Source organism: Pseudomonas sp. BF-R-01 (genome assembly GCF_019946615.1).
Classification (GTDB): domain Bacteria; phylum Pseudomonadota; class Gammaproteobacteria; order Pseudomonadales; family Pseudomonadaceae; genus Aquipseudomonas; species Aquipseudomonas migulae.
The window spans coordinates 67,834-83,097 of record NZ_JAGYFX010000005.1 but is presented as its reverse complement, the minus strand read 5'-3'; the positions used below and the strand labels follow the sequence as shown (position 1 = coordinate 83,097).

Annotated in this window: 15 protein-coding genes; 14 read left to right on the top strand and 1 reads right to left on the bottom strand. The window is 60.7% G+C overall.

Annotation, left to right across the window (positions count from 1 at the left end; all coding sequences use genetic code 11):
• Positions 1-12 precede the first annotated feature (12 nt).
• Positions 13-765, bottom strand: a complete 753-nt coding sequence (locus tag KGB27_RS03945) for a hypothetical protein (RefSeq protein WP_223480361.1) — start codon at positions 763-765, stop codon at positions 13-15.
• A 168-nt stretch (positions 766-933) separates the two neighbouring features.
• Between KGB27_RS03945 and KGB27_RS03940 the strand changes: the two genes are divergently transcribed.
• The 14 genes from KGB27_RS03940 (at position 934) to KGB27_RS03875 (ending at position 15,237) form a co-directional block, all read left to right on the top strand.
• A complete protein-coding gene (locus tag KGB27_RS03940; RefSeq protein ID WP_008038715.1) occupies positions 934-2,145 on the top strand; it encodes a bifunctional cobalt-precorrin-7 (C(5))-methyltransferase/cobalt-precorrin-6B (C(15))-methyltransferase in 1,212 nt (403 codons plus the stop codon).
• The gene (locus KGB27_RS03935) at positions 2,138-3,235 is read left to right on the top strand and encodes a cobalt-precorrin-5B (C(1))-methyltransferase (RefSeq protein WP_223553260.1); all 1,098 of its coding nucleotides are present in this window, start codon (positions 2,138-2,140) and stop codon (positions 3,233-3,235) included. The genes KGB27_RS03940 and KGB27_RS03935 overlap by 8 nt, the downstream gene beginning before the upstream one ends.
• Positions 3,232-3,960 carry a cobalt-precorrin-6A reductase gene (locus tag KGB27_RS03930; RefSeq protein ID WP_223553258.1) on the top strand — a complete coding sequence of 243 codons (729 nt, stop codon included), beginning with the start codon at positions 3,232-3,234 and terminating at the stop codon, positions 3,958-3,960. Before KGB27_RS03935 ends, KGB27_RS03930 begins: the two co-directional genes overlap by 4 nt.
• Before the next feature lie 191 nt (positions 3,961-4,151).
• Positions 4,152-4,454: a type II toxin-antitoxin system RelE/ParE family toxin gene (locus tag KGB27_RS03925; RefSeq protein ID WP_008038712.1), complete on the top strand. Its 303-nt coding sequence runs from the start codon at positions 4,152-4,154 to the stop codon at positions 4,452-4,454.
• Positions 4,455-4,457: 3 nt separating this feature from the next.
• Entirely contained in the window at positions 4,458-4,748 is a 291-nt protein-coding gene (locus KGB27_RS03920) for an addiction module antidote protein (protein WP_008038711.1), read from the top strand.
• A gap of 98 nt (positions 4,749-4,846) precedes the next feature.
• Positions 4,847-5,245, top strand: coding sequence for a DUF2946 domain-containing protein (locus KGB27_RS03915; protein ID WP_223553257.1), 399 nt, complete (start codon positions 4,847-4,849; stop codon positions 5,243-5,245).
• 48 nt (positions 5,246-5,293) lie between these two features.
• Entirely contained in the window at positions 5,294-5,773 is a 480-nt protein-coding gene (locus KGB27_RS03910; RefSeq protein ID WP_192226962.1) for a copper chaperone PCu(A)C, read from the top strand.
• 21 nt (positions 5,774-5,794) lie between these two features.
• Positions 5,795-6,268, top strand: coding sequence for a DUF2946 domain-containing protein (locus tag KGB27_RS03905; protein ID WP_223553256.1), 474 nt, complete (start codon positions 5,795-5,797; stop codon positions 6,266-6,268).
• A gap of 168 nt (positions 6,269-6,436) precedes the next feature.
• Complete coding sequence (locus KGB27_RS03900) at positions 6,437-8,554, top strand: TonB-dependent copper receptor (protein ID WP_223553255.1); 2,118 nt, start codon at positions 6,437-6,439, stop codon at positions 8,552-8,554.
• 154 nt (positions 8,555-8,708) lie between these two features.
• Entirely contained in the window at positions 8,709-10,088 is a 1,380-nt protein-coding gene (locus KGB27_RS03895) for a PepSY-associated TM helix domain-containing protein (RefSeq protein ID WP_223435106.1), read from the top strand.
• Positions 10,089-10,236: 148 nt separating this feature from the next.
• Positions 10,237-12,357, top strand: coding sequence for a TonB-dependent receptor (locus tag KGB27_RS03890; protein ID WP_223553254.1), 2,121 nt, complete (start codon positions 10,237-10,239; stop codon positions 12,355-12,357).
• A gap of 140 nt (positions 12,358-12,497) precedes the next feature.
• Entirely contained in the window at positions 12,498-13,286 is a 789-nt protein-coding gene (locus KGB27_RS03885; protein WP_223553253.1) for an ABC transporter ATP-binding protein, read from the top strand.
• Entirely contained in the window at positions 13,283-14,230 is a 948-nt protein-coding gene (locus KGB27_RS03880; RefSeq protein ID WP_223553251.1) for an ABC transporter substrate-binding protein, read from the top strand. Before KGB27_RS03885 ends, KGB27_RS03880 begins: the two co-directional genes overlap by 4 nt.
• A complete protein-coding gene (locus KGB27_RS03875; protein ID WP_223435102.1) occupies positions 14,227-15,237 on the top strand; it encodes a FecCD family ABC transporter permease in 1,011 nt (336 codons plus the stop codon). The genes KGB27_RS03880 and KGB27_RS03875 overlap by 4 nt, the downstream gene beginning before the upstream one ends.
• Positions 15,238-15,264: the final 27 nt, after the last annotated feature.

The following is a 15,264-nucleotide window of genomic DNA, read 5'->3' as shown; positions in this document are numbered from 1 at the left end:
AGGCGGTCTCCCTCACAGGCGCTCTGAATAAAACTCGAAAATGGCGTCAGCGATCCGGTCGAGCCGATCGTTCAACTCCGGGCGGACTTTATCGAAGCGTGCCCTGTTCAGGGTGAAAGGGGCGGCTCGATGCGTGAGCGTCACGTTGCCCTCCTTCCAGTCCCAAAACAGGAAATCTTCCCGCTGCGCCAGCGCCCGAAGCGAAAAGTCATTCAGGTCCAGTGATAATTTCCCTTGTTTGTCGTATTCAGCGGGGGCAATGGAAAACTCCCTGCCACGCAGACTTTCGGTGGCCAATGACCAAAGCGCCGACGAATTAGCCAACAATGAATCAAACATGTCTTTTGCAACTATCGCCATCTGACTATTAACAGCGGCAATTCTGTTCAAATAAATCTGAGTTACTTTTCCAGCAAAGTGACTGTAACTTTTCTCGACAACCCTGCGTTCGTCAATTTCCCAACCCAAGTCCCATAACACCACGGCAAACAAGGAAAACCAGCCTTGCGGATCTGTGTCCCTATTGCGCTGCTGACTCGCATACCACTGCGCATAACGCACGCTGGAGTTGACGTCACGCTTGTCCTGACGCGACACGCCTCTGGCCGTGCTGACCAGGTTGCCGCCCAATAGCGACCCGGCAGCGCCTTGCTGATCCTGAGAGGCGTAAAGTCGAGAGTTCTTTGTTTGCCGTGGCGCGAAGTCTCGGTTGAACGCATCGGAATAAGCCATCAAGTCCAGGCTCCCTGTTTTATCAATAACCATAGTCAATTCCTTTCAACCATTATCAAATGAGTGCATGAATATTCAAACTACATAACTTAACTACGACCAGCTACAGACTAATCAAACCAACTTAAAACATTCTATTACTCGCCTCCGCGTCTGCCGCGTTATCATGTGCCGCTTTATGCAGATGAATAGAGATCACACATGGCACGCTGGCTGACCGTGACAGGCATTGGTGAAGACGGCTTCAAGGGTTTGGGCAGGAATGCCCGGCATGCGTTGCTGGCTGCCTCGAAGATCTTCGGCAGTCAGCGGCAACTGGACCTGCTGCCGCCCTGCATCCGTGGCGAACGCAAACTCTGGCCGACGCCGTTCTCCCTCGATGCGTTGTTGGCCTTGCGGGGTGAGCCGGTGTGCGTGCTGGCCAGCGGCGATCCGATGTTCTTCGGTGTCGGCGCCAGCCTCGCCCGGCAATTGCCCAGCGCGGAAATGCTGATCCTGCCTGCACCCTCTTCCTGCTCTCTGGCGGCCGCGCGAATGGGCTGGCCGTTGCAGGATGTGGTCACGCTGTCGGTGGTCGCTCGCCCGGTCGCGGCGCTTAACGCGCAGTTGTTCAGCGGTGTTCGCTTGTTGGTGCTCAGCAACGACGGGCAAAGCCCCGCCGCAATAGCGGCGTTGTTGCGCGAACGTGGTTTCGGGCCGAGCCGCCTGAGCGTGCTGGAACATTTGGGTGGCGAGGCTGAGCGACGCATCGACGGTGTCGCCAACGACTGGGCCGACCCGGCAATCGCCGACCTCAACCTGATCGCCATCGAGTGCATCGCCGACCCCGACACGCCGCGCCTTTCGCGACTGGCCGGCCTGCCGGATTCGGCGTTCAGGCACGACGGTCAACTGACCAAGCGCGATGTGCGTGCAATCACCCTCGCGCGCCTGGCCCCGGTTCCCGGTGAACTGTTGTGGGACGTCGGCGCCGGCAGCGGTTCGATCGGCATCGAATGGATGCGCGCCCATCCGGGTTGCCGGGCGCTGGCGATCGAGGCCGATGAAGGTCGGCAACTGTTGATCGAGCACAACCGTGACGCGCTCGGCGTGCCCGGCCTGCAATTGGTTCGCGGCAGTGCGCCGCAAGCCCTCACAGGTCTTGAACGCCCGGACGCGATCTTCATCGGTGGCGGCGTCACCCGCGAAGGCGTGCTGGACACTTGCTGGGCAGGGCTCAAACCCGGTGGCCGACTGATCGCCAACGCGGTCACGCTACAAAGTGAAATGACCCTGATGGCCTGGCGCGAGCAACACGGCGGCGAGCTGACGCGTATTCATATCGCCCAGGCGCAACCGCTGGGCGACTTCGATACCTGGCGCCAGGCCTTGCCGATTACTTTGCTGGACGTGGTCAAACCTTTCGATGCGTGACGAAACCGCCGAACAACCCGCACCGCTGCGTAGCGGCCTGACCACCGGCAGCTGCGCCACCGCCACCAGCCTGGCGGCCGCTCGATTGCTGCTCGGCGGAACGAGTGCAGACGCCGTGGACATCGTCCTGCCCAAAGGCAAGCGCGTGCAGATGCGCCTGGAATTCTGCCGGTTGCTGGATGACGGCGCCGAAGCAGGAACGATCAAGGATGCGGGGGACGATCCGGACGTGACCCACGGCGCGCTGCTCTATTCCCGAGTGCGACTGAGCGCAGAACCGGGCATTCGTTTCTGTGCCGGTCGTGGTGTCGGCACCGTCACCCGACCGGGCCTGGTGCTGGGTGTCGGCGAGCCGGCGATCAACCCGGTGCCGCGCAAGATGATCAGCGATCATTTGACCTCACTCGCGCAAGAGCTCGATTACCCCGGCGGCTTTGAGGTCACGGTGAATGTCGAGGGCGGCGAGGCGCTGGCGTTGAAAACCATGAACCCACGGCTGGGCATTCTCGGCGGCCTGTCGATTCTCGGCACCAGCGGCATCGTCCGGCCGTTTTCCTGTGCGGCGTACATTGCCTCGATCCATCAGGGCATCGACGTGGCGAAAACCAACGGTTACCTGCACATCGCCGCGTGCACCGGCAACGCCAGCGAAGACACCATGCGCCGAGTCTACGACCTGCCGGAAATCGCCCTGATCGAAATGGGCGACTTCGTCGGTGCGGTGCTCAAACACCTGCGCAAAGTGCCGGTGGCCAGACTCAGCATTTGTGGTGGTTTCGGCAAGATCAGCAAACTGGCGGCCGGGCACATGGATCTGCACAGTCGGCACTCGAGCATCGACCTGCCGCAACTGGCCGAATGGGCTGCGGCGGTCGGCGCGGACGAAGCGCTGCAGCAGGCAATACGTGAAGCCAACACCAGTCAACAGGCCTTGGCCATGGCCAGCGCCGCCGGCATCGCGCTCGGCGACGCGGTATGCCGGCACGCACTGGATTTTGCCCGCAGTGTGGTGCCGGCACAGGTTCAGGTCGAAGTGTTTGCCATCGATCGACAAGGCGGGATTGTCGGCCACGCAGGAGCTTTTCAATGAAACGCCTATTGCTGCTCGGCGGTGTGACGGAAGCGCTGGCCATCGCCCGCACGTTGGGGCCGGAACACATCTACAGCCTGGCCGGCGTCGGTCGTGTGCCGACCGATCTGACCTGTCGGGTTCGCGTTGGCGGTTATGGCGGCGCGGACGGCCTGGCGCAATTCATCCGCGACGAAGGGATCGATCTGCTGCTGGACGCGACTCATCCCTACGCCGCGCAAATCAGCCAGAATGCCGCGACCGCTGCGCGGATGTCCGGCGTTCCCTGCTGGGCACTGCGCCGCCCGGCCTGGCAACCACAAGCCGGAGATGACTGGCGCGAAGTCAGTGACTGGGCCGAACTGATCGAAGCACTCAAACCGTTCCGCCGACCACTGTTCACCCTCGGCCGCGAACCCTTGCAACACCTGCATGAAATCCCTGCGCAGCAATTCTGGACGTTGCGCGCCCTGGACGTTTATCCGGGCAACGAGCGCTGCGAAGTGATCGGCGCACGCGGGCCGTTTCTGATCGAGGATGAGCGTGAGTTGTTCGAGCGCCGGCAGATCGATGTGCTGATCAGCAAAAACAGCGGCAGCACCGCCACCGAGCCGAAACTCGAAGTGGCGCGGGAGCGTGGAGTGCCGGTGCTGGTGTTGAAGCGGCCGGTGTTGGTTGGGGTGGAGCGGGAGTTTGGGAGTGTGGGTGATGTGCTAAGTGCCTTATCTGTGTCAGACCTTTCCTAACACCTGCATAGCCTTGTCATTTTGCCCGCAACACTCTAGGAAAGAGCCGACTGTACCTCCTATAGCCCTAATCCTATATTCGCATTCCTTAAATCCTATCAAGCACAACGACTCGATTCTTGGGGAACGACCAACCACAAGTAGAGGAAAGCGTTGCTTGCCAATGTGTATCCCAAGGAATACGATCAGCCATGATCGACTTCGAACAATCCAGAGCATTTGCAGATTGGCTCTACTCACTGAAAGACACCATTGGAAAGGTTCGGATCATCGCCAGACTCCGAGCTGCCGAACATGGAAATTTTGGCGATTGCGAACCTGTAGGCGAATCTGTCTATGAAATGCGTGTTCATCACGGCCCCGGCTACAGGATGTACTTCACTCGCCGAGGCGAAGTGGTTTATTTGCTTTTGGTGGGGGGCGACAAGTCGACTCAAAAACGAGATATCAAACGTGCTATCCAAATGGCGCAAAACATCGGTAATGAGGAGTAAATCATGACCGAACAATTCACTCGTTTCGATGCCGCGGAATTCCTCAAGTCGCCGGAAGAAATGGCGGCTTATCTGGATGCATGCTTTGAAGAAGATGCTGGCGACGGCGTTCTGATACGCGCGGCACTCAACGACATAGCCAGAGCACAGGGCATGACACAGGTTGCGCGTGATGCAGGTTTGGGTCGTGAAAGCTTGTACAAAGCATTGAGCGGCACTGGCAATCCGGAATTCGCGACTATCATGAAGGTTATGAAAGCCTTGGGCCTGCGCCTGCATGCCTCTGCGATCTGATTGCGCTGCGACACCAAACCGCAGGCCGCGTTTTTACTTATCGGCACTGATCAGGCTAAATAGCCGCGCCTGATCTCCCACCCAACCGGATCTGTCCCATGTCCCGACAACGGCTCGCAATTGCCTGGATAGCCTGCTTCGCAGTGCTGTTCAACATGCTCGCCATGCCGATGACCGGAGCGATGGCGCAGACGGCGAAATCGCCGGCCGAACAGGTGTTGTGGGGCAGTTTCTGCTCGTCCACCGGCACGAAGATGGTGGCGATTTCTCTGGGGACGCTTGATCAGAAAGCTCCGCAGAACGACGATCATTCCAACATGCAGCATTGCTGGTGCTGTTCCGGTTCTGCGCCGTTGGTGGCGTTGCCCGGGCATGTGCCGCAGTTGTATTTCGCGCGTTTCGAGTCCCATCGAAGCCTGCCCGCCACCGCTCTCGACACTCCCACTCCGCGCCAGCAATGGCCGAATCTCAACCCCCGCGCATCCCCTCTGGTGTGATTCCTTCTCGCAATTGACCTGCGTTTTGAATCGTTCTGGAGAACTGCCATGTTGAACAAACTCATCGTTCTGGCTGCATTGCTGCTGCCTGCCTGCTTTGCCAATGCCCATGAATACAAGGCTGGCGAACTGCAAATCGCTCATCCGTGGTCACAGGAATTGCCACCGAACGCGCCGACCGTTGCGGCTTACTTCGTGATTCAAAACCCCGGCAAAACCGCCGACAAACTGCTCAGCGTCGACTCGCCGATTGCGGGCATCGCCCAGTTGCACGAGCACGTGATGCAGAACGATCTGATGAAAATGCAGCAGGTGCCAACCGTCGAAATCCCGGCTGGCGGCGACGTCACGTTTGCACCGATGGCGTACCACGTGATGCTGCTGGAACTGAAAGACCGCAGCCTGCTGAGCGACGGCAAGCGGTTCCCGCTGACGATGCATTTCGAAAAGTCCGGTGATGTGACGGTCGAAGTCTCGGTGCAGAAAACCGCACCGGGCGGCGTGCAAGTGCACGCACACAATCCGTAACTGCCAGAGCTGAATACGCCCATGCGCCCGCTTAGCGCCAGGCCATCCGCGCCCCGTCGTCAGCCATTGAGCCTGACACGCGGCAGCTGGATCAGCCTGTTCGCCATGTTGATGATCTTCATCGGCCCGCTGATTTCTCAGTCGATGCCGATGGATCAGCGCGCCTCTTCGATGTCCATGAACATGTCGATGGACATGAGCATGGACATGTCGATGGACATGAGCATGGACATGTCAGCGATGGCGCACGGCGAGCACGGCGCGACACCCGCCGCCGAGCACTGTCCACCCAAAACCTCCCATCATGCGATCTGGGAAAAGTGCGGCTATTGCAGCCTGCTGTTCAACTGCCCGGCGCTGACGGGCGGCCAGTCTTTCGTTGCATTCGACGCCCCAAAAACCAGTACCTTCAGTACACCCGCCACCCGCCTGGGCCACGCCCGGCAAACCTTCTTCCCCGGCGCCCGCACCCGCGCACCACCCATCGTCACGTAAACATCTCCCCAATCTCACACGGTTAGAAGACAGCAAAGCAACCTGTGGGAGCGGGCTTGCTCGCGAAAGCGGTGGGGCTGACCCACCCACATCGCGAGCACGCCCGCCCCCACAGGCATTGCGCAGGCTGCCGGCCGTGTCGTTTACGACTGTTCGATGGAAATTGTCATGTCCAGGTTTTCTGCTGACACACGCTTGAGCGCCGCCCAAGCTTCTTTTGCCCTGAACGAAACGCGCGTTCGTTTCAGGCACGCCACCGCCGTTCTTTGCGGCGTACTGCTGACACCGATGGTGCTGGCCGATGATCATGCCGGCCACAGTGAAGAACTGAGCCCGACGGTGATCACCGCCATCGCACCGAGTTCACCGCTGACCATCGTCACCAACCCCAAAGACCCACGCCAACCGGTACCGGCCAGCGACGGTGGTGACTACTTGAAGACCATCCCCGGCTTCGCCCTGGTGCGCAATGGCGGCACCAACGGTGACCCGGTGCTGCGCGGTATGTTCGGCTCGCGCCTGAACATCCTCACCAACGGCGGCCAGATGCTCGGCGCCTGCCCCGGCCGGATGGACGCACCGACCTCCTACATCTCACCGGAAACCTACGACAAACTCACCGTCATCAAAGGCCCGCAAACGGTGCTTTGGGGGCCGGGCGCATCCGCCGGCACCATCTTGTTCGACCGTGACCCGGAAAGCTTTGGCGAACTCGGCACCCGAGTGAATGCCAGCATATTGGCCGGCTCCAACGGCCGTTTCGACAAAGTAGTGGACGCCGCTGCCGGCGGGTCATTGGGTTACGTGCGAGTGATCGGCAACACCGCGCATTCCGACGACTATCGGGACGGCAACAACGACACCGTGGCCTCGCGTTACGACAAGTGGAATGGCGACGTGGCACTCGGCTGGACCCCGGACGCCGACACCCTGCTGGAGCTGACCGCCGGCAAGGGCGATGGCGAAGCCCGCTACGCCGGACGCGGCATGGACGGCGCGCAGTTCAAGCGCGAAAGCCTCGGACTGCGTTTCGAGAAGTCCAATATCGGCGACGTGCTCGACAAGGTCGAAGCACAGATCTACTACAACTACGCCGACCACGTGATGGACAACTACACCCTGCGCACGCCGTCCGGCACCGGGATGATGGCCGGCCCGATGGCTTCCAGTGTCGATCGCCGAACCCTCGGCGCACGGATCAAAGCCACGTGGCGCTGGGCCGATGTGCAATTGATCAGCGGTATCGACGCGCAGACCAGCGAACACCGCAAGCGCGCCGCCATGGGCATCGACACCTACAAGGATCTGCCGCGCAACAAGGACGCCGATTTCCATAACTACGGCGTGTTCGGCGAACTGACCTGGTACGCCGCCGACCGTGATCGACTGATTACCGGCGCGCGACTGGACCGTGCTTCGGCCAAGGATTTTCGGCAGACCACTGGCTCGGGGATGATGACCCGCGCCAACCCGACCGCCGACGACACCCGCGCCGATACCCTGCCAAGCGGCTTCGTCCGTTACGAGCATGATCTGGCAGACAGCCCGACCACGCTGTACGCAGGCCTCGGTCACACCCAGCGTTTCCCGGATTACTGGGAGCTGTTTTCGCCCAACTCGGGACCTGCCGGCTCGGTAAACGCCTTCGACTCGATCAAGCCCGAAAAAACCACCCAGCTCGACTTCGGCCTGCAATACAAGACCGAAGACCTCGAAGCCTGGGCCTCGGGTTACGTCGGACAGGTGCGCGATTACATCCTGTTCAATTACAAGCCGGGAATGATGGGCACGACCTCGCAAGCCGAGAACATCGACGCGCGGATCATGGGCGGTGAACTCGGGGCGGCCTACAGGCTGACGTCGAACTGGAAGGCCGACGCAACCCTGGCCTACGCCTGGGGCAAGAACAGCAGCGACGGCAAGGCATTGCCGCAAATGCCGCCGCTGGACGCGCGATTCGGCCTGACCTACAGCGAAGACAACTGGAGCGCCGGCGCCTTGTGGCGAGTGGTCGCGGCGCAAAACCGCATTGATCAGAACAAGGGCAACGTGGTCGGCAAGGACTTCGACAAGTCCTCCGGGTTCGGCGTGTTCTCGCTCAATGGTGCCTATCGGATCAACAAGAACTGGAAGGTCAGCAGCGGCGTCGACAACCTGTTCGGCAAGGCGTACGCCGAGCATTTGAACCTGGCCGGCAACGCCGGTTTTGGCTACCCGGCCAATGACCCGCAGGCCATTAAAGAACCGGGGCGAACGCTCTGGACCAAGGTGGATATGAGCTTCTAAAAGCTTCGCGGGCAAGCCTCGCTCCTACAAAATTCGCGTCGATCACAATCGGTGCGAACGCCACTGGACCTGTAGGAGCGAGGCTCGCCCGCGAATGACTGCGCAGCAGTCACCAGACAACAACAAAAGTACCAAGCCAAGCGGAGCACAACCGATGAAACAGCCCAAACCGAATTTCTATAACCTGGCCTGGCGCTGGCATTTCTATGCCGGTCTGTTCGTCGCGCCATTCATGGTGATGCTGGCCCTGACCGGTGTCATTTACCTGTTCAAGCCGCAACTCGACTCGTTGATGTACGACAGCCTGATGAACGTCCCGGCCGGCCATCACAGCGTCCCGGCCGACGACTTGCTCAAGCGGGTGAAAGACGCGTATCCACAAGCGACGATCAAGCAATACCTGCCACCGGTCAACGCCGAACGCAGCGCGCAATTTGTCGTACTCAATGGCGGCAATGAGCTGAACGTTTTCGTCGACCCGTACCACGGCGACATCCTCGGCGAGCAAGACGCCAAGAAGAATCTGCAAGCGATAGCGCGAGCGATTCATGGCGAGTTGATGATCGGCACGGTCGGTGACCGGCTGATCGAACTGGCCGCTGGCTGGGGCATCGTGCTGGTGGTTTCCGGGGTCTTCCTGTGGTGGCCACGAGGTCAGGCGGCCGGCATTTTATGGCCGCGCCTGAGCAGTCGCGGTCGCGTGCTTTGGCGCGACCTGCATGCCGTCACCGGGTTCTGGGGCGCCGCGTTTCTGCTGGTGATGCTGCTCAGCGGCATGACCTGGACCGGGTTCTGGGGCAAGCAATACGCCGGAGTCTGGAACGTGTTCCCGGATGCCATGTGGAATGACATGCCCAAGTCCGACGTCGAGGCCCGCAGCCTCAACACCGCCACGCGCCAGACCGTGCCATGGGCGATGGAAAACACGCCGATGCCGATGTCCGGCGACCACGCCGAACACATGGCCCACGACAGTGCGCAACCCGGCCCCGCCGCCCCGACCATCAGCCTGCAAGACGTGCAGAACATCGCCGTGCAACGCAAGGTCGAGCCGGGTTACAGCATTACTTTCCCGACCACAGCCACCGGCGTATTCACCATCGCCGTGTTTGCCGATGACCCGCGCAACGATGCCACTCTGCACGTCGATCAGTACACCGGCAACGTCCTCGCCGACGTGCGCTGGGAACATTACGGCCCCGTGGCCCGCGCCACGGAAACCGGCGTGATGTTGCACGAAGGCAAGATGTTCGGTGTGCTCAACCAGATCATCGTGCTGCTGATCTGCCTGATGATTCTGCTCAGTGCCGTCAGCGGCGTGGTGATCTGGTGGAAGCGTCGGCCACAAGGCAAGTTCGGTGTTCCACCGCTGCGCCACGACCTGCCGAAATGGAAAACAGGGGTAGCGATCATGCTGGTGCTGGCAGTGGCGTTTCCGTTGGTGGGCGTTTCGCTGGTGGTGGTCTGGTTGCTGGATCGAGTGCTGTTGTCGCGATTCACCCGACAAACTGAATCAGCCTCATCTTCATCATGAAACAGGCGAGATGCGCGTATTAGAGGGATCTGTAGACTTCGGGCGCTTATCGCACGGTCATTTTTAGTGTTACTGTATAACGCAAATGCACCGCCCAACCCGCAGCCATTGCTGCGGGTTTTCTTTTGGAAGAAGTGTCACCCACCCGATGAACAAGTACCTCTTGTCCGGCCTCTGCCTGCTCGCCCTGAACAACAGCACCCACGCACAATCCTTGACGCTGCCCGCCGGCACCATCACCGCACCGGCCGTTGACGACGAAACCGTCAACCTCAACACGCCGACCACCGCCGGTTCGCGCCTGAACCTCACGGCACTGGAAACACCCGCCAGTGTGGAAAGCCTGACTGGCGAACAGATCCGCGCGCGCGGTGACCGCAGCGTGCAGGACGCAGCCTCGCGCAGCACCGGGATCAGCCGCACCGGCACGCCGGGCGACGGCGGGACCTCGTTGTCTGCACGAGGCTTTACCGGGCAGAACTCGGTGATGCAGTTGTATGACGGCAACCGGATGTACACCGGCATGGGCACCGTGACCTTCCCGGTCGACACCTGGTCGGTGGAGCGTGTCGATGTGCTGCGCGGCCCGGCTTCGGTGTTGTACGGCGAAGGCGCGACGGGTGCGGTGGTCAATGTGATCCCGAAAAAACCCTTCGAAGGCGAGATCGAAAACCACGTGCGTCTCGGTTACGGCTCTTACGACAGTCAGCAACAAGCGTTCGACAGCGGCGGTTCGCTGAGCGATACCCTGAGTTATCGCTTGAACCTCAATCGCCTGCGCAGCAACGGTTGGGTCGATCGCGGCGATTCCTCCAGCGACTTCGTCAGCGCGGCCCTGCGCTGGCAGGCCACGGACGATCTGGCATTCACCCTCGCCCACGACTACGGCGACCAGAACCCGATGAACTACTTCGGCACGCCATTGATCAACGGCCGCTTCCACGAAGGTCTGCGCGACAAGAACTACAACGTCAGCAACGACAAGCAGCACTACAACGATCAATGGACGCGCCTGACCAGCGACTGGCAAATTTCCGATAACGTCAGCGCGAGCAACGAGCTGTATTACCTCAAGGCCCAACGCCGCTGGCAGAACGCCGAAAACTACAACTTCGACCGCAACGCACAGCAGCTCAGCCGCAGTGGCTATTTCGGCATCGGCCACCGGCAGGAACAGGTCGGCGACCGTCAGACCTTCACCTTCAAGCACTCACTGTTCGGTCTCGACAGCCAGACCGTGACCGGTGTCGATTACAACCGCATCCGCTTCCAGCTCGACAGCAACTCGCCGTTCAATGACGTGTTGCCCGATGGCCAGCCGATCGATTTGTATCATCCACAACGTGGCAGTTTTGAAAGTGCCAATCCGTATCGCGATCAGTTCCAGAGCACCACCAAACAGATGTCGGCCTTTGCCGAAAACCGCACGCAGTTGAGCGAGCGCTGGTCGCTGGTGACCGGTGTGCGTCGCGACTACGTGCACGTCGATCGCGACAACCTGGTCGATGGCAGCCAGAGCGACAAGACCCTGACCGGCAACAACTGGAAGGCCGGGCTGGTGTTCGCCGTGACCCCGGACACTTCGTTCTACGGTCAGTACGCCACCAGCACCGACGGTGTCGGCGGCCTGATTTCCCTGAGCCCGAGCCAGCAGCAATATGACCTGGCCACGGCGAAACAGACCGAGATCGGCGTGAAGCAGATGTTCTGGGATCAACGCGGCGAGTGGACGCTGGCGGCTTATCGCATCGTCAAAAAGAAACTGCTGACCGACGATCCGGGCAACCCGACGCTAAAACAACAGGTCGGCCAACAATCGTCCAATGGCCTGGAAGCCAGCCTCGATGTGCAACTGCCATACGCCTGGCAACTGCAGGCCAACGCGGCCATCGTCAAAGCGAAGTACGACGATTTCGAAGAAGTGGTCAGTGGCGTGCCAGTGTCGCGCAACGGTAATCGCCCGGTGGACGTGCCTAGGCGTACGGCGAATCTGTGGCTGAGCAAAGCGCTCAACGAAGACCTGAAGGCCGGGGCTGGCGTGCGTTACGTTGACGCGCGTTATGCCGACATGGCCAACCAGAACGAGCTGCCGAGCTACACCGTCGTCGATGCCACGTTGTCATGGAAAGCGCTGCGCAATACGACGCTGGGGTTGCAGGTGAACAATCTGTTTGACCGCCAGTATGCGCAAAGCCAATACAATGAGGGGCAGCAGTGGATCCTGGGGGAGCCGCGTTCGTTCTTCGTCACAGCTGACTACACCTTTTGACTCAGGGCCCCTTCGCGGGCAAGCCTCGCTCCTACAGAATTCGCGTCGATCACAAAATTTTTGTTCGACACATAAACTGTAGGAGCGAGGCTTGCCCGCGAAGGCGTCATCAGCATCACCAAATATCTCTGAGTAAATGCATGACCTCGCTGAACCTCACCAACCTCGCCTGGACACCCCTGGGCCACGGCCACTGTCATCACCAGTTCCAACTGCGTGATGCCTCGTTGCACGTGGCCGCCGGTGAGTTTGTCGGGTTGATCGGCCCCAACGGCAGCGGCAAGACCAGCCTGCTGCGGTGCGCCTATCGCTTCAGCAAACCGGAAAACGGTGAGGTCCGGCTCGACCACCACAACGTCTGGAAACAATCCTCGCGCTGGTGCGCGCAACGCATCGCCGTGGTGCTGCAGGAGTTCCCCGACGCCTTCGGCCTGACCGTCGATGAGGTAGTCGCCATGGGCCGCACACCGCACAAAGGCCTGTTCGACGGTGACACCCTCGAAGACCGCAATCTCGCAACGCAAGCACTGGAATCCGTCGGCCTCAACGGTTTCGAAGACCACGCTTTCGCCACGCTCTCCGGCGGCGAAAAACAACGCGTGATCCTCGCCCGCGCCCTGGCCCAGCAACCGCAAGTGCTGATCCTCGACGAGCCGACCAACCACCTCGACCCGCGCTATCAGCTGGAACTGTTGCAACTGGTCAAACGCCTGCAGATCGGCACTCTGGCGAGCATCCACGACCTCAATCTCGCCGCCGCGTTCTGTGATCGGCTGTACGTGCTCAATCACGGCCGCATCGTCGCCAGCGGCACACCAAAAGAAGTCCTGACCGCCCCGCTGCTGCGTGATGTGTTCGGCGTCGAAGCGCTGATCGATGAACACCCTTTGCACGGCTACCCACGAATCACCTGGATAACCCAACCATGACTTTGCGTTCCCTGCTGTGCGTCGCTCTGCTGCTGGGCAGTGCCCAAGCGTTTGCCGAAGCAACGAAATATCCGCTGACGATCCAGAGCTGCAACCGCGATGTGACCTTCACACAAGCGCCGAAACACGCGGTCAGCCACGACATCAACATGACGCAAATGATGCTCGCACTCGGCCTCAAACCGAGCATGGCCGGCTACAGCGGTGTCAGTGGCTGGAAGTCGGTCACGCCCCAGATGCAGACCATCCTCGACGGCCTGCCTGAGCTGGCGGCCAAGTACCCTTCAGTGGAAACCCTGCTCAACGCCAATGTCGATTTCTTCTTCGCCGGTTGGGATTACGGCATGCGCGTGGGCGGTGATCTCACGCCGCAAACCTTGCAGCCGCTGGGCATCAACGTCTATGAGCTGACCGAGTCCTGCGCCTTCGTGATGAAGCGTCCACCGGCCAGCCTGGAGGACACCTACAACGACCTGCGTAACCTCGGCAAAATCTTCGACGTGCAGGATCGCGCCAATGCATTGATCGCCGACATGCAGGCGCAAGTCGCCGAGGTGCGCAAGGATCTGCCGGCGGACAAACCCCGGGTGTTCCTCTACGACAGTGGCGAAGATCGCGCCATGACTTCAGGTCGCCTGGGCATGCCGCAAGCGCTGATCGACGCCGCGGGAGGGCGCAACATTCTGGATGACGTCGAAGCGAGCTGGACCCGCGTGAATTGGGAGAACGTGGTCGAGCGCAATCCGCAGGTGATCGTGATCGTCGATTACGGTGAAGTGACTGCCGAGCAGAAGACGCAATTCCTGCTCGATAACAAGGCGCTGCAATCGGTTGACGCGATCAAGAACCAGCGCTTCATCGTCATTCCGTATGTGCAGGCCACGCCGGGGATCGACAACGTGCTGGCCGTTGAAACCCTGGCCAAAGGCTTCCACGGCGAATGATCAATCGTCGCTACGCCCTGTTGCTGATTGCCCTCGGCGCGTTGTTGCTGGTGTCGTGCGTGGTGTCGCTGGGCTTCGGCCCGGCGCGGGTGCCGGTGGACGTGGTGTGGCGCATTTTGCTGCACAAGGTGTTCGGTTTTGACGGGGTGAGCTGGACGGCCGGGCAGGAACACATCGTGTGGCTGATCCGCGTGCCGCGCATGTTGCTTGGCGCCTTGGTCGGTGCCGGCCTGGCGCTGATCGGTGCGGTGCTGCAAGCGGTGACGCGCAATCCGCTGGCCGATCCGCACCTGCTCGGCGTGACCTCCGGCGCCACCCTCGGTGCGGTGATCGTGGTGCTGCATGTCGGTGAAATCGTCGGCCTGCTGACCTTGCCCATCGCTGCATTTATCGGCGCGCTGCTGAGCATGCTGATCGTGCTGATGATCGCCAACCGCAACGGTCGCCTGGACAGTGATCGGCTGCTGCTGTGCGGTGTGGCGGTATCGTTCGTGATGATGGCCATCGCCAATCTGCTGCTGTTTCTCGGCGATCATCGCGCCAGTTCGGCGGTGATGTTCTGGATGCTCGGTGGGCTCGGGTTGGCACGCTGGGAATTGCTCGCGGTGCCGGCCGCCAGTGTGTTGCTCGGGTTGGTTTTGTTGCTTGGCATGGCGCGGCCGTTGAATGCGTTGATGGCCGGCGAACAAACGGCCGTGACCCTTGGGCTCAATGCCCGCACCGTGCGGTTGCGGGTGTTTTTGATTGCGTCGCTGATGACGGGCGTGCTGGTGTCGATCAGTGGCTCAATCGGTTTTGTCGGGCTGATGGTGCCGCACATTGCGCGGCGACTGGTCGGGGCCGAACACCGGCGATTGCTGCCGGTGTGCGTATTGTTGGGCAGCGTATTTCTGGTGTGGGTCGATGTCGCTGCGCGCACGCTGATCGCCCCCGAGGATTTACCGATTGGCGTGGCCACGGCGGCGATTGGCGGGTTGTTTTTCATCGGCCTGATGCGACGTCGCTGAGCACTTGAGGACGTCAGTTTCTCAGGC